This is a genomic window from Thiocapsa marina 5811, from assembly GCF_000223985.1.
GTDB lineage: Bacteria > Pseudomonadota > Gammaproteobacteria > Chromatiales > Chromatiaceae > Thiocapsa > Thiocapsa marina.
Window position 1 is genome coordinate 1 of the sequence record NZ_AFWV01000015.1, and the last position, 25,138, is coordinate 25,138.

Annotated in this window: 22 protein-coding genes and 1 tRNA gene; 16 read left to right on the forward strand and 7 right to left on the reverse strand. The window is 65.1% G+C overall.

What is annotated here, in order from left to right; all coding sequences use genetic code 11:
* The first annotated feature begins 191 nt into the window (after nt 1-191).
* The 14 genes from THIMADRAFT_RS19690 (at nt 192) to lipB (ending at nt 12,050) form a co-directional block, all read left to right on the forward strand.
* On the forward strand, nt 192-611 hold the full coding sequence (locus THIMADRAFT_RS19690) for a hypothetical protein (protein WP_007194857.1): 420 nt from the start codon (nt 192-194) through the stop codon (nt 609-611).
* Between the two features lie 257 nt (nt 612-868).
* Nucleotides 869-942, forward strand: a tRNA-Gly gene (locus tag THIMADRAFT_RS19695).
* Nucleotides 943-1,000: 58 nt separating this feature from the next.
* Nucleotides 1,001-1,327, forward strand: coding sequence for a putative signal transducing protein (locus THIMADRAFT_RS19700; protein ID WP_007194858.1), 327 nt, complete (start codon nt 1,001-1,003; stop codon nt 1,325-1,327).
* Nucleotides 1,328-1,370: 43 nt separating this feature from the next.
* Nucleotides 1,371-2,477 carry an A/G-specific adenine glycosylase gene (gene mutY, locus THIMADRAFT_RS19705; RefSeq protein WP_007194859.1) on the forward strand — a complete coding sequence of 369 codons (1,107 nt, stop codon included), beginning with the start codon at nt 1,371-1,373 and terminating at the stop codon, nt 2,475-2,477.
* Entirely contained in the window at nt 2,474-2,746 is a 273-nt protein-coding gene (locus THIMADRAFT_RS19710) for an oxidative damage protection protein (RefSeq protein WP_007194860.1), read from the forward strand. The genes mutY and THIMADRAFT_RS19710 overlap by 4 nt, the downstream gene beginning before the upstream one ends.
* Nucleotides 2,747-2,941: 195 nt before the next feature.
* Nucleotides 2,942-3,988, forward strand: coding sequence for a rod shape-determining protein (locus THIMADRAFT_RS19715; protein ID WP_007194861.1), 1,047 nt, complete (start codon nt 2,942-2,944; stop codon nt 3,986-3,988).
* Nucleotides 3,954-4,871 (forward strand): rod shape-determining protein MreC, encoded by a 918-nt coding sequence (gene mreC / locus THIMADRAFT_RS19720; RefSeq protein ID WP_007194862.1) that lies wholly within the window; start codon nt 3,954-3,956, stop codon nt 4,869-4,871. Before THIMADRAFT_RS19715 ends, mreC begins: the two co-directional genes overlap by 35 nt.
* Nucleotides 4,868-5,356 carry a rod shape-determining protein MreD gene (mreD, locus tag THIMADRAFT_RS19725; protein ID WP_007194863.1) on the forward strand — a complete coding sequence of 163 codons (489 nt, stop codon included), beginning with the start codon at nt 4,868-4,870 and terminating at the stop codon, nt 5,354-5,356. Before mreC ends, mreD begins: the two co-directional genes overlap by 4 nt.
* 196 nt (nt 5,357-5,552) lie before the next feature.
* On the forward strand, nt 5,553-7,427 hold the full coding sequence (gene mrdA / locus THIMADRAFT_RS19730; RefSeq protein ID WP_007194864.1) for a penicillin-binding protein 2: 1,875 nt from the start codon (nt 5,553-5,555) through the stop codon (nt 7,425-7,427).
* The gene (rodA, locus tag THIMADRAFT_RS19735; protein ID WP_007194865.1) at nt 7,417-8,559 is read left to right on the forward strand and encodes a rod shape-determining protein RodA; all 1,143 of its coding nucleotides are present in this window, start codon (nt 7,417-7,419) and stop codon (nt 8,557-8,559) included. The genes mrdA and rodA overlap by 11 nt, the downstream gene beginning before the upstream one ends.
* Before the next feature lie 183 nt (nt 8,560-8,742).
* Nucleotides 8,743-9,744, forward strand: a complete 1,002-nt coding sequence (gene mltB, locus THIMADRAFT_RS19740; RefSeq protein ID WP_139052924.1) for a lytic murein transglycosylase B — start codon at nt 8,743-8,745, stop codon at nt 9,742-9,744.
* Between the two features lie 118 nt (nt 9,745-9,862).
* Nucleotides 9,863-11,002, forward strand: a complete 1,140-nt coding sequence (locus THIMADRAFT_RS19745; RefSeq protein ID WP_007194867.1) for a D-alanyl-D-alanine carboxypeptidase family protein — start codon at nt 9,863-9,865, stop codon at nt 11,000-11,002.
* Between the two features lie 116 nt (nt 11,003-11,118).
* Nucleotides 11,119-11,394 carry a YbeD family protein gene (locus THIMADRAFT_RS19750; protein WP_007194868.1) on the forward strand — a complete coding sequence of 92 codons (276 nt, stop codon included), beginning with the start codon at nt 11,119-11,121 and terminating at the stop codon, nt 11,392-11,394.
* Nucleotides 11,391-12,050: a lipoyl(octanoyl) transferase LipB gene (gene lipB / locus THIMADRAFT_RS19755; RefSeq protein WP_007194869.1), complete on the forward strand. Its 660-nt coding sequence runs from the start codon at nt 11,391-11,393 to the stop codon at nt 12,048-12,050. The genes THIMADRAFT_RS19750 and lipB overlap by 4 nt, the downstream gene beginning before the upstream one ends.
* 238 nt (nt 12,051-12,288) lie before the next feature.
* On the opposite strand, the gene THIMADRAFT_RS19760 is transcribed toward lipB, so the two are convergent.
* The 5 genes from THIMADRAFT_RS19760 to THIMADRAFT_RS19780 form a co-directional block, all read right to left on the reverse strand.
* Nucleotides 12,289-12,813 carry a hypothetical protein gene (locus THIMADRAFT_RS19760; protein WP_007194870.1) on the reverse strand — a complete coding sequence of 175 codons (525 nt, stop codon included), beginning with the start codon at nt 12,811-12,813 and terminating at the stop codon, nt 12,289-12,291.
* Nucleotides 12,814-12,829: 16 nt separating this feature from the next.
* Nucleotides 12,830-14,338: a hypothetical protein gene (locus tag THIMADRAFT_RS19765; RefSeq protein WP_007194871.1), complete on the reverse strand. Its 1,509-nt coding sequence runs from the start codon at nt 14,336-14,338 to the stop codon at nt 12,830-12,832.
* A gap of 142 nt (nt 14,339-14,480) precedes the next feature.
* Nucleotides 14,481-15,767, reverse strand: coding sequence for a DUF58 domain-containing protein (locus tag THIMADRAFT_RS19770; RefSeq protein WP_040732947.1), 1,287 nt, complete (start codon nt 15,765-15,767; stop codon nt 14,481-14,483).
* Nucleotides 15,768-16,045: 278 nt separating this feature from the next.
* Nucleotides 16,046-17,017: an AAA family ATPase gene (locus THIMADRAFT_RS19775; RefSeq protein ID WP_007194873.1), complete on the reverse strand. Its 972-nt coding sequence runs from the start codon at nt 17,015-17,017 to the stop codon at nt 16,046-16,048.
* Nucleotides 17,014-19,173, reverse strand: a complete 2,160-nt coding sequence (locus THIMADRAFT_RS19780; protein WP_007194874.1) for a transglutaminase family protein — start codon at nt 19,171-19,173, stop codon at nt 17,014-17,016. Before THIMADRAFT_RS19780 ends, THIMADRAFT_RS19775 begins: the two co-directional genes overlap by 4 nt.
* A 459-nt stretch (nt 19,174-19,632) precedes the next feature.
* Between THIMADRAFT_RS19780 and THIMADRAFT_RS19785 the strand changes: the two genes are divergently transcribed.
* On the forward strand, nt 19,633-21,363 hold the full coding sequence (locus tag THIMADRAFT_RS19785) for a B12-binding domain-containing radical SAM protein (protein ID WP_007194875.1): 1,731 nt from the start codon (nt 19,633-19,635) through the stop codon (nt 21,361-21,363).
* 48 nt (nt 21,364-21,411) lie between these two features.
* On the opposite strand, the gene THIMADRAFT_RS19790 is transcribed toward THIMADRAFT_RS19785, so the two are convergent.
* Both THIMADRAFT_RS19790 and phaE read right to left on the reverse strand, forming a co-directional pair.
* Complete coding sequence (locus tag THIMADRAFT_RS19790; protein WP_007194876.1) at nt 21,412-22,482, reverse strand: class III poly(R)-hydroxyalkanoic acid synthase subunit PhaC; 1,071 nt, start codon at nt 22,480-22,482, stop codon at nt 21,412-21,414.
* Between the two features lie 98 nt (nt 22,483-22,580).
* Nucleotides 22,581-23,654 carry a class III poly(R)-hydroxyalkanoic acid synthase subunit PhaE gene (phaE, locus tag THIMADRAFT_RS19795; RefSeq protein ID WP_007194877.1) on the reverse strand — a complete coding sequence of 358 codons (1,074 nt, stop codon included), beginning with the start codon at nt 23,652-23,654 and terminating at the stop codon, nt 22,581-22,583.
* A 194-nt stretch (nt 23,655-23,848) separates the two neighbouring features.
* Here phaE and THIMADRAFT_RS19800 point away from each other — a divergent pair, with 194 nt between their 5' ends.
* Nucleotides 23,849-25,033, forward strand: coding sequence for an acetyl-CoA C-acetyltransferase (locus tag THIMADRAFT_RS19800; protein ID WP_007194878.1), 1,185 nt, complete (start codon nt 23,849-23,851; stop codon nt 25,031-25,033).
* Nucleotides 25,034-25,138: the final 105 nt, after the last annotated feature.

The window sequence follows — 25,138 nt, forward strand, 5'->3', positions numbered from 1 at the left end:
AAGACTCATGGCATGCCCCGGCGAAAATCGGCCGAAATCGCCTTCGAGTCATCAGGAAATCAATAGGTTAGCGTTTTCTCTGCCCCTCTCGATCGAAAATCGGCATGATCTTCGATCATGGGGACATATTATAACCCACTGTTCGGAAATAGAAAACGTGGTTTCTGTTCAGGCACTACATTACCGGGCGATTGAAGGACATTCTGGTCCTGTCCAACGGCGAGAAGGTTCCGCCCGCGGATCTCGAGATGGCGATCGCAATGGATCCTCTGTTCGATCAGGTGGTTGTGCTCGGCGAGGGTCACTCCTACCTCACGGCCTTGTTGGTCTTGAACGCGGATCTTTGGCCCGGTCTGGCGCGTGAGCATGGGCTGGATCCGGAGCGCCCGGAAAGCCTGCGAGATCCTCAGCTCAACAAACTGATCCTCAAACGGATCCGATCCGCGCTGCACGATTTTCCGGGCTATGCCAAGATTCGACGCGCGACCCCGACGCTCGAGCCCTGGTCCATCGACAACGGTCTGCTGACGCCGACCATGAAGGTGAAGCGGGCCATGGTCGTCACTCGATATCGGGAGGAGATCGAAGAGATGTACGGGATGGATGCCTGATCTACACCGCGTCCGGAGCGAGATGCCGACGTTCGAGTGAGCTCGGCGTTTGGCGCATCGGCGGCCCCTCCCGGGGGCACGATTTGAAGTGATCGAATGTCTAATTTACTCAACCGCGGGGTCTGCGGCGGCCCTCTAATCTGCCTGGACCGATCCCATCCGAAAACAGCGCAGACTGCGCCGGGCGCGGTTTAACCGGGCGAATTCGGTCGCGATCTTGATTGCGCGGCGGGCAGCGCCTAAACTAAGCGATCAAAGCGGGTGTAGTTCAATGGTAGAACTTCAGCTTCCCAAGCTGATAGCGTGGGTTCGATTCCCATCACCCGCTCCATCTTCCCCCGCTTCGCATTCCCCTGCCGCGACCGTCGTGGCCTGTCGGTAGGCCCCTCATGCAACGTCTCTATCAGGCTCGAGATCGCATCGAGGCTCAGCTCCTGTTGGACTTTCTGGACCGGCATCTCGTCGAGGCCGTCATCCTGGGTGACTATCTCTCGGGCGCGGCGGGCGGTCTGCCTGCCGACATCGGTCCGACGCTCTGGGTCGTGGACGACGCCCACCTCGAGCGCGGCCGCGAGCTCCTCGGTCGGTTTCAGGCCGATGCCCGGCGTCCGAGCAATGCCGCGACCTGGTCCTGCACCGGTTGCGGCGAATCCGTGGACGGTGATTTCGACCTCTGCTGGAATTGCGGACAGGCGCGCGCGGAGGTCGGATCGTGATGCCGGCGCGCCGGTCTCGTCGCACCGAGGAGAGCATGAGCCCATGACCGCAGACACGTCGGAGTGGTTCAGCGAGGCCGTGCTCGGTTGGTTCGATCGTCACGGGCGCAAGGATCTTCCCTGGCAACGCGACCCGAGTCCCTACCGGGTCTGGGTCTCCGAGATCATGCTCCAGCAGACGCAGGTCGCGGTCGTGATCCCCTACTTCGAGCGTTTTCTCGCGCAGTTCCCGACGGTGGCGGATCTTGCCGAGACGTCGGAGGATCGCCTGATGGCCATCTGGTCCGGGCTCGGCTACTACGCCCGTGCCCGCAATCTCCATCGCGCCGCCGGTCTGATTCGCGATCTGCACGGCGGGGTGTTTCCGACGGCGATCGAACCCTTGCTCGCGCTCCCCGGCATCGGCCGCTCCACGGCCGGTGCGGTGCTCTCGCTCGCCTTGGACCAACCCCATCCGATCCTCGACGGCAACGTCAAGCGAGTGCTGGCGCGGGCCTTCGGCGTCGAGGGTTGGCCCGGCCAAGCTCCCGTGCTCGCGCGTCTCTGGACGCTGGCCGAACGGCTCACGCCGGAGAACCGCGTCGGCGCCTACAACCAGGGCATGATGGATCTGGGCGCAACGCTCTGCACCCGTCGTGCCCCGGCCTGCGCGCGTTGTCCGCTGTCCGAGCGGTGTGTCGCGCGCCGCTCGGGCCGCCAGGCCGAGCTCCCGACACCCCGCCCGCGCCGGAGTCCAGCGGAGCGCGAGACCTTGATGCTGCTCCTCGTCGATCCGACCGGCGACATCCTGCTCGAGCGTCGGCCCAAGAGCGGGATCTGGGGCGGGCTCTGGAGTCTGCCCGAGATCGCGCCCGGCGCGGATCCGCGCGACTGGTGTCTCGCCGGGCTCGGTGTTGTACCCGCCCGGGTTGAAATGATCGGGGCGCGCCGTCACTCCTTCTCCCACTTCAACCTGGATATCCGAATCGCGCTCGTGCAGCTCGACACGATGCCCGGCCAGGTTGCCGACGACGCGGGTCGGCGCTGGCTGAATCGGGCCGACCTCGATGCTCTCGGCTTACCTGCGCCTGTAAAAGACATCCTGGACCGTTTTCAAGCCGGCCGAGCGCAATCGCCCGTTCGTGCGCAACCACACGGAGACGTCTCATGACTCACATGGTTCACTGCGTCAAGCTCGGCCGCGAGGCCGAGGGCCTGGATCGGGCGCCCTATCCGGGCGAGCTCGGCAAGCGCATCCACGCCAACGTGTCCAAGCAGGCGTGGCAGGACTGGCTTCGCCACCAGACCATGCTGATCAACGAGAATCGATTGAGCCCGATGGATCCCAAGTCGCGCAAATTTCTCGAGGAGCAGATGGACAAGTATTTCTTCGGCGAAGGCGCGGAGATGCCCGAGGGTTACGTCCCGCCGAAAAGCTAGCGGCGCGGTCTTGTCGTCCCGGCCAAACGTGCAGCGTGTCGCCGGGATGCGCGGCGTGAACACCCGCCTTGCCGATCCTCCCTTGCGTTGTTAGATTAGCTCGCCGTTTTCCGATGGATTTCCCGGCGGATCCTTGTCCAGGATGCCCGCGGGAGAGCCGGCGATCTCCTCTATCTCCCGCAAGGTACGCACCTGATGTTCTTCAGAAGTCTTCGTGGAATCTTCTCGAACGATCTTTCGATCGATTTGGGTACGGCCAACACGCTCATCTTTGCGCGTGACCAGGGGATCGTCCTCAACGAGCCGTCGGTGGTCGCGATCCGTCACGAGCGCAAAGGCGGGGGCAAAACGGTGGTCGCCGTCGGCGAAGAGGCCAAAATGATGCTCGGGCGCACGCCGCAGAGCATCACGGCGATTCGTCCGCTCAAGGATGGTGTGATCGCCGATTTCACCATCACCGAGAAGATGCTCCAGTACTTTATCCACAAGGTGCACGAGTCGCGCCTGATTCGCCCCAGCCCGCGCGTGCTCATCTGTGTGCCTTGCGGCTCGACCCAGGTGGAGCGACGTGCCATCAAGGAGTCGGCGGCCGGTGCCGGGGCGCGCGAGGTCTTCTTGATCGAAGAGCCCATGTCGGCGGCGATCGGGGCGGGTCTTGCGGTGCACGAGCCGCGCGGCTGCATGGTGATCGACATCGGCGGCGGCACCTCCGAGGTAGCCATCATCTCGCTCAACGGCATCGTCTATTCGGCATCGATCCGGGTCGGCGGCGACACCTTCGACGATGCCATCATCAACTACGTCCGGCGCAACTACGGCACGCTCATCGGCGAGGCGACGGCCGAGCGCATCAAACACAGTATCGGATCGGCCTTCCCGGGCAACGAGGTGCTGGAGATCGAGGTGCGCGGGCGCAACCTCGCCGAGGGTATCCCGCGCAGCTTCACGCTCAACAGCAACGAGATCCTCGAAGCCCTGCAGGAGCCGCTGGCGGCGATCGTCGGCTCGGTGAAGATGGCTTTGGAGCAGACCCCGCCCGAGCTCGGCTCCGACGTGGCCGAGCGCGGCATCGTGCTGACCGGCGGCGGATCCCTGTTGCGCGATTTCGACCGTCTGGTCGAAGAGGAAACGGGTCTGCCGGTGGTCGTGGCCGAAGATCCCTTGACCTGCGTGGCGCGCGGCGGCGGCAAGGCGCTGGAGATGCTCGATGCGCGGGGGGTCGATCTCTTCACGACCGAGTGATCCCATCAAACCGCTCTTCCTTCGCGGGCCGTCGCCCACCCTCCGGGTGATCCTGGCGGTGGTGTGCGCGCTGGGCCTCATTATCGCCGACCATCGGTTCGACCACCTCGAGCGCGTGCGCTCGCTGCTGTCCGTCCTGGCCTACCCGCTGCATTTGGCCGTGAATGTGCCGGCCGCACTCGTGCGCGCCACCCGCGATCGCCTCACGGACGCCGCGCAGTTGCGCGCGATGACCACGGCGCTGGGCCGCGAGAACCTCTTGTTGAAGGCCCGTCTGCAGCAGTTCGAGTCATTGGAAGCCGAGAATATGCGTTTGCGCGACCTGCTCGGTTCGTCGTTCAACATCGGCGAGCGGGTCCTGATCGCCGAGATCCTGGCCGTGGATCTCACGCCTTCGCGGCAACAGGTGATGGTGAACAAGGGCGCGAGCTCGGGCGTCTTCGTCGGACAACCGGTCTTGGATGCCAATGCCGTGATGGGGCAGGTGATCCGGACCAACCCCTTCTCGTCCGTCGTACTCCTGATCACCGACTCGGATCACTCGCTCCCGGTGGAGGTCAACCGCAACGGTTTGCGCGCGATCGCGGCGGGTTCCGGTGTCGGCCAGGGCCTGGAGCTGCTCTTCATCCCCAAGAATGCAGACGTCCGAGAGGGCGATTTGTTGGTGACCTCCGGAATGGGCGAGCGTTTCCCCCGGGGTTATCCGGTCGCACGGGTGACCACGGTGCGCCAGGATCCGGACAATCCCTTCACGACCGTGTTGGCCGAGCCGACCGCACGGCTCGATCGTAGCCGCGAGGTCCTTTTGGTCTGGACCCTTGATCCGCAGATGCAGCAGAAGGCGCTGACCGGCGCAGAGTCGAGCGAAGACGCCACGCCATGACGGATGCAGCACCGCGCGGCGGCTGGCTGATCTTCGTCAGTCTTCTGGTCGCCCTCTTTCTCACGGTCTTGCCGATGCCTGCCGCGACGGATGCCTTCCGGCCGCAGTGGGTCGTGCTCGTTGCCCTGTACTGGTGTCTGACGGTGCCGGAGCGTTTCGGGGTCTTCGCCGCCTTCGCCGCGGGTTTGGCCGTCGATCTGGTCACCGGCTCCTTGTTCGGTCAGCATGCCTTGGGGCTCTCGCTCATCGCCTACGCAGCCGTCGAGCTTCACCAACGCATCCGTCTCTTCCCCCTGTGGCAGCAGGCCCTTTTCGTGTGGGTGTTGCTTCTGGTGGAGCGGCTGCTCAATCTATGGGTCCTGGCTGCGACGGGCCAGCCTTTGCCCTTCCTGATCTACTGGGTGCCGACCCTGCTCGGCCTTCTGCTCTGGCCCTGGCTCTTCGTGATCCTCAACGACCTCGGTCGCCGCGCCGGTTTGGTCTAGACTAGACCGCGTTCAACGTGACATGCCCCCATCTCGTCTCGGCCATAGCGTCGTCGCACCAATGCCCGTTTCAGCAAACGCGGTCTAAAATTTTGAATCTTTTTGACTTAAACCGTGCCGACGCCAAGGTTCACCGAAACCGCAAAGCCACGGGGCACCTCCCGACGTTTGGTGCTGCATCACCGAGCGCGGTTTAATGCTCGAAGCGAATCTGGAAGACCGCAAACGCGAGGCCCGCTTGGTCGCGAGCCGCGCTTGGATTGCCGCAGCGCTGGTGATCGCCGCGCTCTCGCTCGTCGTGGTGCGACTGATGCACCTCCAAGTCGATCAGCACGATCATTTCTCGGTGTTGTCCCGCGACAACCGGGTCAAGGTCCAGCCCTTGCCGCCGGCACGTGGGCTCGTCTACGACGCCAACGGGATCTTGCTTGCGGACAACCACCCGTCTTTTTCGTTGGAGATCACGATCGAGAAGGTGGACGACCTGGATGCCACCATCGAGGAGCTGTCCCGAGTCATCCGGATCGAGCCCCGGGATCGCGCCCGCTTCGAGCGCCAGAAACAACAGCGGATGCGGTTTCAGGGCGTGCCGATCCGGCTGAATCTTACGCCGGCCGAGGTCGCGCGCTTCGCGGTCGACGGGCATCGCTTCGCCGGTGTCGACATCCGCGCGGAGCTGGTCCGCACCTATCCGCTCGGGGAGCACACCGCGCACGTGCTCGGCTATGTCGGACGGATCAACGAGCAGGAGCTCGCCCGGATCGACAAAAGCAATTACGCCGGCAGCCACTTCATCGGCAAGGGCGGCCTGGAGAAGGCGCACGAGGCCCTGCTGCACGGTCAGGTCGGCTACCAGCAGGTGGAGGTCAACGCCCGCGGTCGGGTGATCCGCACGCTCGAGAGCCAGCCGCCGGTATCCGGGAAGGATCTGCATCTGTACCTGGATATCGGTCTGCAGCAGGTGGCGAAGGAGGCACTCGGCGAGGAGCGCGGTGCGGTGGTCGCCCTGGATCCGCGCAACGGCGGCATCTTGGCGCTCGTGAGCAACCCGAGCTTCGACCCCAATCTGTTCGTGGAGGGGATCAGTCAGACCGATTACCAAGCCCTGCTGAGCTCGCCCGACAAACCCTTGTTCAACCGAGCGGTACGCGGACAGTATCCGCCGGGCTCGACCATCAAGCAGTTCGTCGCACTCGCCGGGCTCGCTGCGGGGGTCACGACCTCGCGACGTGCGACCTATTGCTCCGGGGCGTTCAGTCTGCCGGGACACTCCCATCGGTTTCGTTGCTGGCGTCGCGGCGGTCATGGTGCCTTGAGCCTGGAGCAAGCGCTGGTGCAGTCCTGCGACGTCTATTTCTATGATCTGGCCAACCGGCTGGGGATCGATCGACTCTCGGGCTTTCTCTCGGACTTCGGCTTCGGCGCCCCGACCGGGATCGATGTCGCCGGGGAGCTGGGCGGACTGATGCCGACGCGTGAATGGAAGCAACGGGTCCGCAAACAGGCGTGGTATCCCGGCGAGACCCTGATCGTGGGCATCGGGCAGGGCTCTTTCCTGGCGACTCCGCTGCAGTTGGCCGTCGCCACGGCGGCCATCGCCAATCACGGCAAGGTGATTCGCCCGCAGGTCGCGCGCGCCGCACAGGCTCCCGGCGCTTCTGCTGCCGAGCAGTTGCCGCTGGTCTCGCATACGATCAATCTCGCCGACGAACATCAATGGGGGCTGATCATCGACGCAATGGCCAAGGTCGTTGAATCCGGTACCGCTCGGCGCATCCGCAGCACCGACTACCGCATCGCCGGCAAGACGGGGACATCGCAGGTTTTCAGCCTCGGCCAGAACCAGCGCTACAACGCGGCGACGCTCCCCAAGCATCTCAAAGACCACGCACTGTTTGTCGCCTTCGCCCCGGTCGAGGATCCGCGCATCGCCCTAGCGGTCATCGTCGAGAACGGCGGCGGGGGCGGCGCCACCGCGGCACCGGTCGCGCGTCGCATCATCGATGCTTACCTCGGCGGCGCGAGCGAGCCGAGTGCGCAGAGCGATACCGGAGGCGAGCGTGGCGATTAGGTCGAGCAGCTATTTTTCCGAGGATCCACTCGACCAGGGGCGCCCGGGTTTTTGGCAACGGATCCACCTGGACGCCCCGTTGTTGGCGGGTCTCCTGGCCCTGTGCGGTTTTGGTCTGATGGTGCTCTTCAGTGCGAGCGACCAGGATCCAGCCGCGGTCGAGCGGCAGTTGGTTCGGCTCGGGGTGGCATTCGGCCTGATGATCGCGGTTGCGCAGGTCTCCCCGGCGCGGTTGCGCAGCTGGTCTCCGCTGCTCTACGGGGTCGGCGTCACGATGCTGATCGCGGTGCTCCTGGTCGGGGATGTCGGCAAGGGGGCGCAGCGTTGGCTGGATTTCGGCATCGTTCGCTTTCAGCCTTCGGAGATCCTCAAGCTCGCGGTGCCCATGATGCTGGCCTGGATGCTCAGCGCTCGCGCCTTGCCGCCAAAGCTCCTATGGGTAGTGCTCGCGGCCGTGGCGACTTTGATTCCGGTCGTATTGATCGCCAAGCAGCCGGATCTGGGAACCTCGCTGTTGGTCGCCAGTGCCGGTGTCATGGTGCTCTTCGTGGCCGGCATGGGCTGGGTCATGATCCTTTCGCTTGCAGGCGTGGTTGCCGCCGTGACCCCGCTCGTCTGGATCGGCCTGCATGACTATCAGCGCGAGCGCGTCCTGACCTTCCTGAATCCGGAGTCCGACCCGCTTGGATCGGGCTATCACATCATTCAGTCCAAGATCGCGATCGGCTCGGGCGGGATCGACGGGAAGGGTTGGCTCAACGGTACTCAGTCGCACCTGGAGTTCCTGCCGGAGCGCAATACCGATTTCATCTTCGCCGTGATCGGCGAGGAGTTCGGGTTCACCGGGATCTTGGCCCTGTTCGCGCTCTATCTCTTCATCATCCTGCGCGGTTTGGTGATTACGGCGCGGGCGCAGGATCGCTTCGGGCGTTTGCTGGCCGGCGCTCTGACCCTGGTGTTTTTCGTCTATGTCTTCGTCAACACCGGCATGGTCACGGGTTTGCTGCCGGTCGTCGGTGTTCCGCTGCCGCTGATCAGCTACGGAGGGACCTCGATGGTGACCCTGATGGCCGGATTCGGCATCATCATGGGCATACATACCCATCGGATCCGCTCGCGCGCAGCGTCCTAAACCGCGTCCGGAGTGAAATGCGTCATCGTCATGTCGTGTCGGGCTCGAGGATTTTTCCGACCTTCGTCGTGACGCGGTTTAGCGCAGCACGGCGGATGTTTCGAGGCGTCGATGACCGAAGCCGCGGCGCAATCGCCTCGCGCCGCGTCGGGCTTCGGAACAACCAACGAGGTTTGGCCCATGATGATTGCCCACCGCTTTCTCTTCGCCGCAGGGGTACTGCTCGCCGCGTCGCATCCGCATGCCGAGCCGGCCGGATACGCGGCCGAGGCCGAGATCTTCGCGCGCGAGATGGTCGAGCGGCATGGATTCGATCCCGCCGCGCTGCAGGGTGTGCTTTCCGATGCACGCTACAGTCAGGCCATCGTCGACGCTATGGATCGGCCCTACGAGGCCAAGCCCTGGCGCGACTATCGGGCGCTCTTCGTCACGCCCGAGCGGATCGCCGGCGGTGTGACCTTCCTGCGCAGCAATCGGGTTTTGCTCGCGCGTGCAGAGGCCGATTACGGCGTTCCCCCGCAGATCATCGTCGCCATTATCGGGGTCGAAACCAACTACGGTGCCAACATGGGCAAGCATCGGGTGATCGATGCGCTGACGACGCTCGGGTTCGCCTATCCCAGGCGGGCGGAATTCTTCCGCCGCGAGCTCGAGGCGTTTCTCTTGCTCGGTCGCCAAGAGCAGCTGGATCCGCTCCGAGTCGTCGGCTCCTACGCCGGCGCGATGGGCAAGCCCCAGTTCATCTCGTCGAGCTATCGCCGTTATGCGGTGGACTTCGACGGGGACGGTCGGCGCGACTTATGGGACAGCAACGCGGATGTCGTCGGGAGCGTCGCCAACTATTTCAAGGAGCATGGCTGGCGTGCGGGCGAGCCGGTCGCCTTCGGGGCGCGGCTGACCTCCGGGGTTCCGGTCGGGATCACGCCGATCGAGAAGACTCCCGCCCCGCCCGAGACAACCGCAGGTGCACTGCGCGCCGCGGGCGTGGAATGGAACGAGCCGCTGCCGGCCGAGGCGTCCGCGAGCTTGATCCGGCTCGACGGCGTCGAGGACGAATACTGGATCGGGTTGGAGAATTTCTACGCCATCACCCGCTATAACCACAGCAACCTCTACGCGATGGCCGTCTACCAGCTCAGCGAAGCGATCCGCGGCGCCGAGCAGGCGGCCTTGGTTCAGCCGTAAGACGCTAGCGCCCCGCGGATGCGTCCGGGTTCCCGCCGATGCGGATGCCAAATGCGCCGGGCGGCGGTTAGAATGCACCCGAACACTCGCCTACCCTTCCGACCTGCGGATATCCCTCATGAAGTTAGCCTCCAAGCTGTTGTTGCTGGTCTGTGTCTTTGCGCTTCCGGTGGCGGCGCAAACTCGGCAACCCGTCCCGGATCCGCCCCAGGTCGCGGCCAAGGGCTATCTGCTGCTCGACTTCAACAGCGGGCAGATTCTCGCCGAGATGAATGCGGACGAGCGACTCGAGCCGGCAAGCCTGACCAAGATCATGACCGGCTACGTCGTGTTCCGCGAGATCGCGGCGGGCAAGGTCGCCCTGACCGATACGGCCCTCGTCAGCGAGCGGGCCTGGCGTACCGGCGGTTCCAAGATGTTCATCGAGGTGGGCAAACAGGTCAGCATCCAGGACCTGCTGATGGGTATGATCGTTCAGTCGGGCAACGACGCCAGCGTGGCCTTGGCCGAGCATGTCGGGGGAAGCGTCGATGCCTTTGCGGACCTCATGAACGTCCATGCAAAACGGCTCGGGATGACCGGAAGTCATTTCACCAATCCTCACGGCTTGCCGGATCCGGATCTCTATATCACTGCGCGCGACATCGCCACGGTCGCCATGGCGATCATCCGCGAGTTTCCCGAGTTTTACGCCTGGTACAGCACGCGTGAGTTCACCTTCAACGGGATCACGCAGCAAAACCGCAATCCCATGCTGCGCCGCGACGAGTCCGCCGACGGTGTCAAGACCGGCTACACCCAGGCCGCCGGGTACTGTCTGGTGTCCTCGTCCAAGCGCGACGACATGCGGCTCGTCTCGGTGGTGATGGGCTCGCCCACACCCAATGCGCGCGCCGAGGCCAGCCTTGCCTTGATGAACTACGGTTTTCGCGTCTACGAGAGCCATCGCCTGTATCCCGCCGACGAGCCGGTCGAGACCCTGCGCGTCTGGATGGGCGACAAGGACATGCTGCCGGTCGGTCCCGAGGCGGATGTCTTTGCGACATTCCAGCGCGGGCGCTACGCCGAGCTCGCCGCGCGTCTGGAAAAGTCCGAGGATGGCTTGACCGCCCCGATCGCGCGCGGTTCGCAAGTCGGCGAGATCGTGGTCATGCTCGGCGAGGAAGAGCTCAATCGCGTGCCGCTGGTGGCCCTCGAGGACATCGGCGAAGGGAGTCTCTGGCAGAAGGCCAAGGACAGTGTTCTGCGAATGTTCTGATCCGGATCAGGCCCGCAACCGAACATCCTAGGTGCGTGATGGCCGAATCTAAGCCTCCGTGGAAACCGATTCCGTCCAGGGCGTCGGCTTCGAGGCCGACAACATCCGAGGCCGATATGTCCGACGAAAACCCGTCCGAGCCCCTTCTGGTCTTTCCCTGCCGCTTTCCGATCAAGGCGATGGGCCTTGCCGACGGCGACATCGAGGCGTTGGTCGTCGAGATCGTGAGCCGGCATGCAGAACGACCCGTGGCGGCGGACGTGAGCGCCCGTTTGAGCAGCGGCGGCAAATGGGTCTCCGTGACCCTGACCGTCCAGGCGGAAAGCCGCGCGCAGCTCGACGCCATCTATTGCGATCTCACGGCCCACCAGTCGATCGTTTGGGTGATATGAGCCTGGATGCGGCCGATACGCGCCCGCTGCTCCTGGTGCGTCGTCTCCCGGGGTATCGGGAGTATCTGCCCACCTTGGAGGCGATGCGCGGGTTCACCGATCTGCGCGGCCCCGACACCCCCGATGAGCTCTGGTTGCTCGAGCACCCGCCCGTGTTCACGCTCGGCCAGGCCGGCCGCGAGGAGCACTTGCTGGATCCGGGCCGAATCCCGGTCGTCAAGGTGGACCGCGGCGGGCAGGTCACCTATCACGGCCCCGGACAGTTGGTCGTCTACGTCTTGCTCGATCTGCGTCGGGCCGGGCTCGGGGTCAAGCGGCTGGTGAGTCTCTTGGAGCAGGTCGTCATCGATCTGCTCGCAACCCTGGATGTAGCGGCCGAGCGTCGCGCGGATGCGCCCGGTGTCTATGTCGCCGGTGCCAAGATCGCCTCGCTCGGTCTGCGCATCCGCAACGGCTGCAGTTACCACGGTCTCGCCCTGAACGTGAACCTGGATCCGGAGCCATTCGGGCGAATCAACCCCTGCGGTTATCCCGGTCTTGCCGTGACCCGGCTGTCGGACCTGGTCCCGGGCGTGTCGATGCCCGAGATCGAGTCCGGCATGGTCCGGCTGCTCGCCGCGTCGCTTGGAATGACCGCGACGCCTTGCGCGGTTTAACCTAGATCCGGCAGTTGAACGCCCCCTGGAGTGCGTTCCGCGCGGTGTCCGGCAAGGCGCAACGAGGCGGCGTAGTGGTTCTACGCCAACGCGTTGCAACGCAGCCGGGCGCCGCGCGGGGCGTGCTCCAGGGGGCGTAGCGGCCGTCACTCGGCGGGTGATCCCTCGGACGACCACGATCTTCAAGGCAGTCAAAGCCTTGCATGAAGCACGAAGCGGTCAACTGCCGGATCTAGGTTTAATGCAGCGTTCGGTGAGCCGCCCGCTCGCCGTCCTTCACGGGCAATAGATCGACGAATCGCCCCTTGGCATCGGTGAAATGCTGGAACTGCGGTCGGCCGAAGGTACGCTGCGTCTCCGAAGCGTCCTTGGGCTCGATCGGGATCTGGGTCACCCAGAGCCCATGGCGGGTTTCGAGCGCGAAGGAGGCGACGTCGATCCGATAGGGCGAGGCGCCGATCGATCCGTATTCCTCGATGATCTCCCGGAATTGCCCGACCTTGCTCGGCGGCAAGGACCAGGCTTCCATGATCATGAAGATGAAGTCCGCCTCGTGCAGCTCGGCGAGCCGGCGAATCATGGCCGCCGCCCCGTCCTTCTCCTCGTCCGTGGCGGTGCTCAGCAGGACCGGAAAGGTTTCTCCGGTCGTCAGATTTCCGACGAACGCGAAGGGGCTCAGACTCTCGCCGCGTTCGAGGATCTCCCTGGCCGTGTCGATCAGGGGGCCGACGATCTCGAGGTAGGTGACCGGAAGTGCGCTCATGGGATATGACCTCGCATCAATGTACGCCGGCGACCGGGCGCATCTCCTTGTCGCACACACCGCCGACGGCGGCCGTGCGTGTCGTGGCGTTGCCGCGGCAGGCCTCGCCCCGGTCCTGGATGCTGCAGGTGATCTCCACCGGTTTGCCGGAGGAGAGCCAGCTCGGGGTCGTGCGATAGCGTCCGACGTTGCCCGAGCGGCAGCCGCTCGGGATCCCGTAGGGCGGGCATGACTTGGGCTTGCGAAGCGACACCTTGCGGCCGTCGACGATGAAGCCCGGATAATTGTTTTCAGTCCGGACGACATCGCGCTCCGGGGTCTCGTCGAAGCGGAACTCCTCGAAGCGATAGCCGTCGCCGCTCGCCGGTCCGACCTTGATTCGAGTATTGGCGATCAGGGCGAAATCGTCCCCGTTGCGCGCGACCGCACCTGTCATGTACTCGACGCGGTCGTGGTTCGGGAAGCACTTGCCCATCGCGGGGGCATGATAGTAATGGCGCATCGATGTCAGATCCGAAAGTCGATTCTCCGGAAAGACCGCCTGCAGATCACGCTCGCTGCCGAAGAGGATCCGCTCGGCATCCCCGACCGACTGGGTGTACATGGCTTGGAGCTTGGCATAGCGGTCGTTGTCCGCGAGATCGGGGCGCAGGTAGCAGGCCGTGAGGCCGGAGATCTGGGTCAGGTATTCGTCCCAGATGTTGTACTGGGACACCGAGGAGGAGACACCCTGGAAGTCGCCCGGGAACTTGCACCCCTGACGGCTCAGACACTGGCCGACCGCGCGGTTGCGGATCGAGAGCACGATGATGTTGCGCTCGCAGGCCCCGTAGGCGTTGCAGCCGCGTTCGAGATGGCCCTCGTAGATGGCCGTGCGCATGGCGTAGTCGAGATGCTTCGCACGCGCGAGCGTGGTCTCGGAGCCGAGCCGCCCGTTGCTGCGGATGAAGTCGCTCCAGGCCCGATCCAGAGCCGCGCGGCGGCCGGTCAGGCTGCGATTGGCACTCTCGCACTGGCTCGATGCGTGGAAGCTGCGCACGATGCGGTCGAGCTCGCTCGCACCGCCCGGATTGCCGGCACGACCGCTCGACGGCGGATCGAAGAAGGGCGCCTTCTCGAGCGCGTAGAGGTTGCGGACATTGATGACGTTCTTCACGCTTGAGGGGCAGTGATGATTTTGAACCTTTTTTGACTTGCGCGCGGCGACGGTGCTCTTGAAGCGATCGGTGTCGCCGCGGCTTGCCTTCCTCGGGTCGACGAGCACCTCGAACCCGACGTAAGGCGTCCCCGAGCTGTCCGTCAAGGGTTTGCCGTTTCGGATCATCAGGCAGGGGATCACGGAGGTTCCCTGCGTCAGGGTTCCGGCCGAGGATTTCGCGCCCGAGCGCGCGAAGCTGTCGGCGTTGTAGTAAGGCACCTCCATCGGACCGTTGAACTTGTAGACGGTCATGACCGGGGTCGCCGGGATGGCCGCCTGAACGGGGATGGATGCGGCGAGCGCAAGGGCGCCGAGCAGATAACGCATTCTTTGGCTCCTGAGACGGATGGATTGGCGTGCGGGTGTTCGCACTTGAACCGCGCCCAGCGGGGCATGCGATGTTTTTGCATGGGATCGGCCCCGGCAGACTTGAAGGCCGCTGGAGCCTGCGCGATTCAAGATATTAAAATCAAAGCCGACCGGCTCGCTTGATGGCGAGATATCGGCCCACCAAAGCGCCCGACAACTGCGCCGGCAGGAGATCGAGGCTCTCGATGCCGAGATGACGCAAACGCTCCCCATGCCGTCGCCGCGTGGCGAGCCAACCTTGTACGGCGTGGAACCGCAGCGCGCCCGGCAGATCCCTGATCCGGGCCTCCAGGCTTCGGTCGAGTGCCGACTCGCGCAGGTCCGCGATCATGAGCAGGTGCCGCCGTCGCAGCAGCCGTGCCGCCCGCTCCAGCCCGGACTGATCCTCGTCCCGACTGTTGGTGATCATCACCACCAAGGCCCGTCTCGGCATCCGGTGCAGCAGCTCGCGTGCCGCCAGCAGCGGATCGGAGGCATCCAGGCTCGGCTCGAGGTCGTAGACCCGCTCGAGCAGCCGGGGCATGGTTTGCGGCTCTTTGCGCGGCGCGCACCAGCGTCGAGGACCGCCATAGGTCATCAGTCCCACGGCGTCCCCGTGGGCGAGGGCAACGAAGGCGACGGCGAGCACCGCACCCAATGCCTCGTCGAGGTGCGAGTGCCCGGCATCGCGATGGCGCATCCGTCGGCCCGTGTCGAGCAGAAAGACGAGGTGTCGGTCGTGCTCGTCCTCGTACTCTCGGGCGATAAGCTTACGCATCCGCGCCGTCGCCTTCCAGTCGATCCGCCGCAGGCCATCACCCCGATGGTAATCACGCAGTTGATGGAACTCCGCCCCTTCGCCCCGTCTCGGTCGGACGCGCTCCCCGGCAGCAGCGCGCCGATCCTGCATCGCGGGCAGGATATCGCGACCGAGTCGGGCGAGATTCGGGTAGACGCGCAAGCGTGTCGACAGGGTCAACGCGCGCCTCTCGACCCAGAACCGGAGGGGTGAGCACAGGGCGATCTCGCAGCCCGGGATGGTGAAGTTTCCGCGCTGCGAGGGGGTCAAGCGATAGTCGATCGTTGCGCTCGTGCCGGCGCCGAGCGCGATCTCGCGCGGCAGGCCCTGAACGGCGAAGGCGCTCGGATACAGATCATGGAGGCGGAGCCGAAGACGTCGAGTCGAAGGGTTGGTCAGCGTGAGTCCGACCCGGCCCGGGGCGCCGAGCGAGAGGATCCCCTGCATCTGGCGACGCAGCTCGGGCGAGGGAAGCCCGAGGAGCGCCAGCAGGTCGGCCGCGGCGATCACCCCGAGGAGGATGCCGATGCCTTGCCAGGCGAGGCGGGCCTCCGGGATCCAGACGGCGGCCAGACCCACGATGGTCCAGCCGGCGAGAGCCCAGACCAACGGGGTGCGCGGCCTCGTGCCGAGCCGCCTCTCCCGTGATCCGCGGGCGTGTCGAGCGCGACTGAAGTGCTCGGCCTGCATGCGCTTCTAAACCGCGTCCAAAGCGATATGCGTCGTCTTCATTGTGCGTTTGGCTTCGGAGATGTCCTTGATCCCGGTGAGACACGGGCTGGAATTGAATATTTTTGAATCGGTTAAACCGCGCCGGCTCCGACAGTCGTCGGAACCGGCGCGGCCAAGCCACTCCAACACATGACGCATACCGTACCGGGCGCGGCTTAGCTGCGCGGAGCAGGCACGCCGGCGAGAAGATCGCGCAGGACATCCTCGGGGCCGAGACCCTCGATCTCCAGATCGGCCCCCAGCGCGAGACGGTGGCGCAGCACGGCGGGGGCCATCGCCTTGATGTCGTCGGGTGTGACGTAGTCGCGAGCGTCGGCGAGCGCATGTCCGCGCGCGGCGCGCACCAGCGCGATACCGGCGCGGGGGCCGGGGCCGGTCTCCACACCGGGCCAATCACGCGCCGAGCGGACCAAGCGCACCGCATAGGCGAGGACAGTGTCGTCGACCTGCAGCCGTGCGGTCACCTGCTGCACCTCGAGTAGATCGGTTGCGCTCAGGACCTCGCGCACGCCCGAGACGTCGAGTCGGTCGCCGACCCGATCGTGCGTCACCTGGCGGACCATGGCCAGCTCTTCGGCCGCATCGGGGTGATCGACGATGACCTTGAGCAGGAAACGATCGAGCTGCGCCTTGGGCAGCGGATAGGTCCCCTCGTGCTCGATCGGGTTCTGGGTCGCAAAGACCAGGAAGGGTGGGCTCAGTGCCAGAGCGGTGCCCTCGATCGTGACCTGTTGCTCCTGCATGGCCTCGAGCAACGCCGCTTGTGTCTTCGCGGGTGCGCGGTTGATCTCGTCGCCGAGCAGCAGGTTGCAGAAGATCGGGCCGCGCCGGATCCGGAAGGCCTCGCTCTTCATGTCGAAGACGGCATGCCCGGTGACATCGCTCGGCATCAGGTCGGGCGTGAACTGGATCCGCGAGAAGCGCCCGCCGACGGCGGCAGCGAGCGCGCGCACCAAGAGGGTCTTGCCGACACCGGGCACGCCTTCCAGCAGGACATGACCGGCCGCGGCCAGGGCGACCACGGACTCGCGCACGACCCGCGGTTGGCCCACGAGGGCACAGCCGATGGCTGCTTCGAGGGCGGCGAGCGCATCGGCGCAGCGTTGGACCTCGGCAGACAGGCTCATGCCCCGTTGTTCCATGCCGGGTCTTGTTTGTCGAGCCCAAGTGCAAGCCAGCGCATGTCCAGTGCGTAGGGCGTGACAGCCTCGGGCGGCGGCGTATGCAGCGTCTCCGGCGCGGGGTTCGATGCGGGTTCGACGACGCAGCGTTCGGCCCGTCGCGCGGCTGCTTCGGCGAGGTCGGCGGGCAGACCGTCGTAGCCGCCACCGCTCGGTCGCCAGTCGTGCAGGGTCAGGTGCAGGGCGTCGGCGTGCGCGGGATGCCAGAGCGTCAGAGACAGCGGGCCCCGGGCGGGCAAGGCGGGGTGCAGACCCTGCCAAGGCACGAAGCTGCGATAGCGCAGTCCGAAGACCTTCGCCGGTCCCCGCAGGTCCTGCTCGGCACGCCAGGGCAGTCGAACCTGGTCGACGGAAAGCCGCCAGTCGTCGAAGTCCTCGGCGGTCGTCCCCTCCACCGTGCGCAGGCAGACCTCCACGCGCGTCGTGCTCGCATCCACGAGGCGGGAGGTCTCCTGATCCTGGCGGCCCACGTCGCCGATCAAGGGCCAGAATTCCACCGCGCGACGGATCGTCAGCTCGCAGTCTCGATGCGGCACCCGGGCGATCAGACGCACGCTGTTGCGCCTCAGCAGCTCGGTCAAGGGCGCCGCGAGGCCGAGGCCCGCCGTGCTCAGATCGGCAAGCACCTCCTCGAGGTCGCGTTCGAGGTAGTAGGGCAGGGCATAGCGGTCGTGTAGGTCGTCGCCGTGATCGCACAGCGGGGCGTCGAAGTCTTGGGCGGAGAGCATCGCGATGATGGCCCGCAGCAGTGCGGCGAGCGCCGCGGCGCGTTCGGGTGTGTGCTGCATGCGCAGCGCGCGGAGCTCGACCAGTCCGAGCTTTCCGCGTCCCGGTATATAGGGGTTCCAGAGTTTCTCGATGTTGAGCTCGGCGCGGTGGCTGTTCCCGACGGCATCGGTCAGAAGATGCGACAGTCCCGACCACAGCGTCTCCGCATCCGGGGGCGGCCCGCGCTCCAGCAACGCGAGCGCGAGACGCAGCTCGCGGAAGGCGTCGCGCCCGCGCTCGTCGGCCCGCACCGCTTGACCCGAGCCGCCGATATGGTCGTGGGCGAAAAGATAGGAGAGTGCGGGATGTCGGTTCAGATAACGCACCAGGCGCGGCAAGACGCGCGTTGCGACGAAGAAGGGGCTCTCCTGCGGACTGGGCCCGCCGAAGGTGATCTGCCCGCCCCCGCCGGAGTCGGCGACCGCGCCGTTGTAGTAGAGACGATAGGGGGCGAGTCCGAGCTCGGCGCTTGCGGCATAGAGTGCGCGTGTGGCGGCGAGCAACCCGGTCACGTCGGGATAGGGCGCCATGTTGATCTCGATCACCGCCGGATCCGGCGTGATGGTGGTCCAGGCGACGCTTGCATCGACGGGTGGAGGGTGGCCGGTGAGGATGAGTGCGGGCAGGCCCGCGTTGGTCGCCGCGGTGCCGATCGCGGCGAGACAACGCCCGAACTGATCGACCGATTCGCAATCGGGAAGCGCGATCCGGGCTACCGTTGCGTCCTGCCAGGCTATGCGGTCGATCACGAAACAGGGCAGTCCATCCGTCGTCGGGATCTCCTCGTGCCCCGGGTCGACAGGCATCGGCTCGAACCGGCGGGCACGCGGGTCGTCCTCGAGAGTCATGTGATCGGTGCACGGAAAGCGGGCGAAGACGTGGAGACAACCCTCGTCCGCGGCGAGCGATCGGACACCGCAGCCGATCTCACGCAGACGCGTGCAGAGCGCGTTGCTCAGGACACCGAGATCGCAGTCGCTCGCACATGTCGTCGCGAATGCGGGGTCGGGCGGCCCGTGCCAGACGGGTGTGCCGTCGCGCCGGGCATAGAGGCCGAGGCACCAGCGCGGTTGGTCTTCCCCGGGATACTGCCGGCCTTGGGTGCGCAAGACCAGTCCGCCCATGCGGCCTTGCAGTGCGCACAGCAGTTGCTCTGCGCGGGTGGCCTTATCCTCGCCCAACGCCGTACTCAGCCACTCGGGCGCCTCCGAGAAGCGGTCGGTGAAGGTCGGCTCGGTGCCGACCCAGATGGCCAGCCCCATTGCCGCGACGGCCTCGTCATGTGCGCGCACGGCGCGCTCGAAGTCCGTCGTGTCCTGCTCCTGCTCGCTCATCGCAACGCCTCCGGGCGCGGGCCTTGGCCCGCACCGCGGTCATACTCGGGCGGCGCGCCCTCGAGCTCGATTCGTGAGGCGGCGAGAGCCGCGGTGATCCGACGGGAATCAACGTCGTGTGCAGTTTGTGCGTGTTCGAGGTGCATACCCGGCAACCTTGCAAGGCCGAAGTGTCGGAATGATCTCCGGTGGGTCAGCGCCGGATCATGCCACGGGTCGCGTCGAGGGCGACAGCCCCGCGACATCGAGCGGGCGCCGCCGATGCGTATTTCATGCGGGCCGCCCGCTCGAAAGTTGGCGTTTCGCTGTGGACGCGGTTTAGCATCGACCGCACAATCCGCCTTGGATGACCGAATCCTAGCCGTCTGTGTGTCCGCAGAACCGAGGTGTTCGGTGTCGGGAGCCGTACAGGCTCCAGTCCGCGCCGGTCATCCGTTTCTCCGTCGACGAGGGGCCATCATGCTTCCGAGCAGCGCGACCACGACCCGTTTTCATGTGGAGTTGATCAAGCCGTCGCACTATGACGACGAGGGCTACGTCATCCAGTGGGTCAAGGCATGGATCCCGTCCAACTCGCTCGCGAGCCTCTATGGGCTGACCCGTGCTGCGGATCAATCCGGCGTCTTGGGCGAGGGCGTGCGCATCGAGGTCAACGCCTACGACGAGACCAACACGGTGGTTCCGGTGAAACGGATCATCCGCCGCATCCGAGACAACGGCGGTCGGGGGCTGGTCTGTCTGGTGGGCGTCCAATCCAACCAGTTCCCCCGTGCCATGGACCTGGCGCGACGTTTTCGGGCGGCAGGGCTGCAGGTCGTCATGGGCGGCTTCCATGTCAGCGGCTCTCTGGCGATGCTGCCGGGCGTCCCTCCGGAGCTGCAGGAGGCCATGGATCTGGGGGTCACCCTCTTTGCCGGCGAGGCCGAGGAGCATTTCACCGACCTGCTCCGTGCGGCCGATGAAGGGCGCCTGGAGCCGCTCTACAACCACATGGCGGAGCTCCCGGACCTGCAGGGCAAGACCATGCCCTATCTCCCGCCCGAGGTGGCGCGGCGCTACGCCCCGATGCCCGGCACGTTCGACGCCGGGCGCGGCTGTCCTTTTCTCTGTAGCTTCTGCACCATCATCAACGTCCAGGGCCGCAAATCCCGCTTCCGCGACCCGGACGACATCGAGCAGCTGCTGCGCGCCAACCTGGTCCACGGGATCCGCCATTACTTCATCACCGACGACAACTTTGCGCGCAATCGCAACTGGGAGCCGATCTTCGAGCGCATCGCGGCGTTGCGCCGCGAGCTCGGTGTGAAGCTCAACTTCACCATCCAGGTCGATACCATGTGTCACACCCTGCCGGGGTTCGTGACCAAGGCGCGGGCGGCGGGTGTCTCGCGGGTGTTCATCGGACTGGAGAGCGTGAACGCGGACAACCTCAAATCCGCGCACAAGAAGCAAAACAAGATCGCCAACTATCGCAACATGCTGCTCGCCTGGCAGCAGCAGCGCGTGACGACCTATTGCGGCTACATCCTGGGTTTTCCGGACGACACGCCGGAACGCATCCTGAACGACATCGAGACGATCAAGCGCGAGCTGCCGCTCGACATCCTCGAGTTCTTCTGTCTGACGCCGCTTCCCGGCTCCGCCGACCACCAGGCGCTGCATGCGAAGGGGGCGCCGCTCGACCCGGATCTGAACCGCTACGACCTCGAGCATGTCTGTACGACCCATCCGCGGATGAGCGCGCAGGAGTGGCAGGGTGTCTATCGTCGCGCGTGGGACAGCTACTATTCGCTGGAGCACCTGGAAACCCTGATGCGGCGGGCCGCGGCCTTCAGACGCAATCCGAAACGCATCATGGAGATCGCGCTGGAGTTTTACGGCTGCTTCAGGTTCGAGCGGGTGCATCCGCTTCAGGGCGGGTTTCTGCGTCGCAAGATCCGCACGGAGCGGCGCTCGGAGCTTCCTATCGAACCTGTATGGGTCTTCTACCCACGCCGCGTTCGGGAGGTCGCGACCACCTACGGCGGTTTGCTCGCTTACGCCTGGCGGGTGTGGCGGCTTTATCGGCGGGTGAGGGAGGATACGCGGCGGCCGGGGTACCGCTACGTCGATCAGGCGATGCAGCCGATCGACGAGACGATCGATGAAGGCTCGGAGGCACGTCCGGCTACGAGGTCGGCTGCCGCGTAAACGCGGCAGCCCGTGACTCGAAAGTGAGCATCTCGCTCCGGACGCGGTTTAAGCCGAGTGCGCGTTCAGCCACTTCCCGATGGCGGGGGTGACCTCTTTCTGCGCCTTGCCGCTGACATAGATGCCGATGTGCCCGCCGGGGAAGGCCAGCTCGGTATAGTCTTTGCTGCCGGTCAAGCCCTTCAGCGCCTTGGAGGCATCCGGCGGCACCAGGTGGTCCTGCATCGCATAGATGTTCAGGACCGGGCAGGTAACGTTCTTCAGGTCGACTTCCTGGCCTGCCAGCATGACGCCGCCGTTGATGAAGCCGTTGCGCTGATAGAAGTCCTTGATGAACTGACGGAAGGTCTCGCCGGCCTGATCCGGGCTGTCGAAGATCCACTTCTCCATGCGCAGGAAATTCTTCACCTTGTCCGGGTCGTCGAGCACGTCGACCATGTTGACGTATTTCTGACCGGTCAGGCTGAACGGCTTGAGCGAGAGGAAGGTCCAGTTCAACAGCTCACCGGGGATGTTGCCCATGGTGTCGACCGCGAGGTCGATGTCGACGTTCTGCACCCAAGCCGACAGCAGGTTGTCCGGGGTCTTGAAGTCCACCGGGGTGACCATGGTCACGAGGCTGTTGACCTTGTCTTGATGCATCGAGGTGTACATCAGACTGAAGGCACCGCCCTGACAGATGCCGAGGATGTTGATCTTCTCGACCCCGTGCGCCTCGCGGATATGGTCGACGCAGCGGTCGATGTAGCCGTTGATGTAGTCGTCGAGCGTGATGGCGCGGTCGGCCTGGTCCGGGTAACCCCAGTCGATCAGATAGACGTCCTGCCCGGTCGCCAAGAGACCCTTGATCGTCGAACGGTCTTCCTGGATGTCGGTCATGTAGGGCCGATTCACCAAGGCGTAGACGATCAGCAGCGGGACCGGATCGGGGGTCACGCCTTCGGGCGTGTCGTAGCGGTAGAGCACCAGCTTGTCTTCGGTGTAGACCGCTTGCTTCGGGCTCACGCCGGTGTCGATCTTCTCGGCGTTGAGCAGGTTTTCCATGCCTTGGCCGAGCTTGCGGGAATAGTCCAGCATTTCTTGGGTGAGCTTGTCGGGCCGGATATCGATCGGGAGCATCACGGTTCGGTTCCTCGCGGTAATCGTTGGATACGCGTCCGCGGTGCCCGGTGTGTCGGGGGCCGCAGGGCGCGTGAAGTCTGTGGTGACGGCCCGACTTAGTCGGTACTCTTGGTTACGGCCTTCTTACGCACCGGCGCCTTGGCGGCGGGCGCGACGGACTTGATGGCCGTCGCGGGCGACTCGATCGGGGTGCCGGCAAGGGCCGCAACTTGGCGTTCGAGTGCGCGCAGGCTCTGGCTGAGCTTCTTGTTCTCGCGCCGGGTCTCCTGCAGACGATCCTGAAGGGTGCGCAGCTCGTTGCGGCTGGGCATGTTCATGGCGCCGAGGTTCTCGTCGACCAACACTGCCATGCGCTTCTTCAGCGCCATCTGGGCGTTGACGAGATGGCCATGGATCTGAGCGTATTCCGGCGTCGCGACCTCTTCGGCGTAAACGGACTCGCAGGACATGACCCAGTGATCGTAGAGGGCGCGGGCCGAATCGATGCTCTTGCCGCTGTCGATGACCTCTTGGATGTAGCCACCCATCCGCTGGACGGATTTAACGCCGAGCTGGGCATAGAAGCCGTTGTATTCCTGCAGCGCCTTCTGATAGTCCATGGAGGCGCGGATCAACTCTTGATACTGGCCCTGCTCCTCGCGGGTGTAGCCCAGCCCGGGCGCGGACAGCACGCGGTTGAGGCCGTCCTTGACCTGGTCATGCGGCATGTAGCGCAGGGCATCGCCGGGCATCGGCGACATCGAGGACATCATGCGCTGCCAGTTGTCCAGAGGCATTTCCCAGAAGGACATCATGCGCTGCATGACGTTGCCGCCGTCGTCCATCGAACCGCTGAAGCTCTTCTGGATGTCTTCCAGCGCCTTGGTCCAGAACGCCATGCCGTCGGCCGGAGAGGACGCGTCGCCCGGCTTCCCGGAGGCAAATGTCTCGCCGAAGCGGAAGAAGACCTTGCCCTGCTCCATCATCTTTTCCATGAACGCCTTGGAGGCATCCGGTGCGGCCGGCGCGATCGCCTTCCACCAATTGTCGAGCGCACTTTCCCACGGGTTGGTGAGCTCGCCCATGCCGCCCTGCGTGCCCATCGCCTTGCGGCTCATCTCGGTCCAGCTGTCCCAGTACTTACGTTGCAGATCCAGCCAGCTGTCGTTGAAAAAGGTTTCGTTACTCATGGTTTTGCCCTCCTTTGGGTCACTTTGCAGCACACGTTAGCACGTCGATTTGTGCACTGCAACAAAGCGGCGTAAGATCGGGGTTGCTCTATCGGCGCGAGCGGGGCATTTTAGATCCCGCGGCCGGGTCCTCGCGTGACGACCCGCCATCTCCGAATAGACGTCCACTCCAAAATTCATAAGGCATTCACACCATGAGCGACAACATCGTCATCGTCGATGCGGGCCGTACCGCAGTCGGCACCTTCGGCGGCAGCCTCTCTTCACTCCCGGCAACCGACATCGGGGCCGCCGTGCTCAAGGCGTTGATGGAGCGCACCGGGATCTCTCCGGATCAGGTCGACGAGGTCATCCTCGGCCAGGTCCTCACCGCCGGCGTAGGCCAGAATCCGGCGCGTCAGACGACGCTGAACGCGGGGCTCCCGCACTCCGTACCGGCCATGACCATCAACAAGGTCTGCGGCAGCGGGCTGAAGGCGGTTCATCTGGCGATGCAGGCGGTGGCCTGCGGCGACGCCGACATCGTGATCGCCGGCGGCCAAGAGAGCATGAGTCAATCCGCGCATGTCCTGCCGCGCTCGCGCGAAGGCCAGCGCATGGGCGATTGGTCGATGAAGGACACCATGATCGTCGATGGCCTTTGGGACGCCTTCAATCAGTATCACATGGGCGTGACGGCAGAGAACATCGCCAAGAAATACGCGTTCACCCGCGACGCCCAGGACGCGTTTGCGGCCGCGTCGCAGCAGAAGGCCGAGGCGGCGATCAAGTCGGGCCGCTTCGCCGACGAGATCGTTCCGGTCAGCATTCCGCAGCGCAAAGGCGACCCAGTCGTCTTCGCCACGGACGAGTTTCCGCGCCCCGGCACCACGGCCGAGACGCTCGGCAAGCTGCGTCCGGCCTTCGACAAGGCCGGCACGGTTACCGCCGGCAACGCCTCGGGCATCAATGACGGTGCGGCGATGGTCGTGGTCATGAAGGAGTCCAAGGCCAAGGAGCTCGGTCTGAAGCCAATGGCCCGACTGGTCGCCTTCGCGAGCGCCGGTGTGGATCCTGCTATCATGGGCACCGGCCCGATCCCGGCTTCGACCAAGTGCCTGGAAAAGGCCGGCTGGACACCCAAGGACCTCGACCTGATCGAGGCCAACGAGGCCTTCGCCGCGCAGGCGATGTCGGTCAATCACGAGATGGGCTGGGATCTGAGTAAGGTCAACGTCAACGGCGGCGCCATCTCCATCGGTCACCCGATCGGCGCGTCCGGTGCTCGCGTGCTGGTGACCCTGCTCTACGAGATGCAGAAGCGCGATGCCAAGAAGGGTCTCGCGACCCTTTGCATCGGCGGCGGGCAAGGTGTGGCGCTGGCCGTCGAGCGGGTCTGATCCGAACACGGGCGGGGAGTCCCCCGGCGAGGGATCGCCGGGCCCTGCAGGTCGTACCCCGTCTCGACTGGGGTACACTTCTTCGGATTGAAGGACGACACGGCC

What these genes read in the sequence shown, in the direction of transcription:
- THIMADRAFT_RS19780 (WP_007194874.1), bottom strand. Translation starts at nt 19,173, where the DNA reads ATGAGCGAGCAGGAGCAGGACACGACGGACTTCGAGCGCGCCGTGCGC.
- phaE (WP_007194877.1), bottom strand. Translation starts at nt 23,654, where the DNA reads ATGAGTAACGAAACCTTTTTCAACGACAGCTGGCTGGATCTGCAACGT.
- mreC (WP_007194862.1), top strand. Translation starts at nt 3,954, where the DNA reads ATGCGCGGGGGGTCGATCTCTTCACGACCGAGTGATCCCATCAAACCG.
- lipB (WP_007194869.1), top strand. Translation starts at nt 11,391, where the DNA reads ATGAGCCTGGATGCGGCCGATACGCGCCCGCTGCTCCTGGTGCGTCGT.
- mutY (WP_007194859.1), top strand. Translation starts at nt 1,371, where the DNA reads ATGACCGCAGACACGTCGGAGTGGTTCAGCGAGGCCGTGCTCGGTTGG.
- THIMADRAFT_RS19700 (WP_007194858.1), top strand. Translation starts at nt 1,001, where the DNA reads ATGCAACGTCTCTATCAGGCTCGAGATCGCATCGAGGCTCAGCTCCTG.
- THIMADRAFT_RS19745 (WP_007194867.1), top strand. Translation starts at nt 9,863, where the DNA reads ATGAAGTTAGCCTCCAAGCTGTTGTTGCTGGTCTGTGTCTTTGCGCTT.
- THIMADRAFT_RS19710 (WP_007194860.1), top strand. Translation starts at nt 2,474, where the DNA reads ATGACTCACATGGTTCACTGCGTCAAGCTCGGCCGCGAGGCCGAGGGC.
- mltB (WP_139052924.1), top strand. Translation starts at nt 8,743, where the DNA reads ATGATTGCCCACCGCTTTCTCTTCGCCGCAGGGGTACTGCTCGCCGCG.
- mrdA (WP_007194864.1), top strand. Translation starts at nt 5,553, where the DNA reads ATGCTCGAAGCGAATCTGGAAGACCGCAAACGCGAGGCCCGCTTGGTC.
- THIMADRAFT_RS19800 (WP_007194878.1), top strand. Translation starts at nt 23,849, where the DNA reads ATGAGCGACAACATCGTCATCGTCGATGCGGGCCGTACCGCAGTCGGC.
- THIMADRAFT_RS19765 (WP_007194871.1), bottom strand. Translation starts at nt 14,338, where the DNA reads ATGCGTTATCTGCTCGGCGCCCTTGCGCTCGCCGCATCCATCCCCGTT.
- mreD (WP_007194863.1), top strand. Translation starts at nt 4,868, where the DNA reads ATGACGGATGCAGCACCGCGCGGCGGCTGGCTGATCTTCGTCAGTCTT.
- THIMADRAFT_RS19775 (WP_007194873.1), bottom strand. Translation starts at nt 17,017, where the DNA reads ATGAGCCTGTCTGCCGAGGTCCAACGCTGCGCCGATGCGCTCGCCGCC.
- THIMADRAFT_RS19715 (WP_007194861.1), top strand. Translation starts at nt 2,942, where the DNA reads ATGTTCTTCAGAAGTCTTCGTGGAATCTTCTCGAACGATCTTTCGATC.
- THIMADRAFT_RS19785 (WP_007194875.1), top strand. Translation starts at nt 19,633, where the DNA reads ATGCTTCCGAGCAGCGCGACCACGACCCGTTTTCATGTGGAGTTGATC.
- THIMADRAFT_RS19760 (WP_007194870.1), bottom strand. Translation starts at nt 12,813, where the DNA reads ATGAGCGCACTTCCGGTCACCTACCTCGAGATCGTCGGCCCCCTGATC.
- THIMADRAFT_RS19750 (WP_007194868.1), top strand. Translation starts at nt 11,119, where the DNA reads ATGTCCGACGAAAACCCGTCCGAGCCCCTTCTGGTCTTTCCCTGCCGC.
- THIMADRAFT_RS19790 (WP_007194876.1), bottom strand. Translation starts at nt 22,482, where the DNA reads ATGCTCCCGATCGATATCCGGCCCGACAAGCTCACCCAAGAAATGCTG.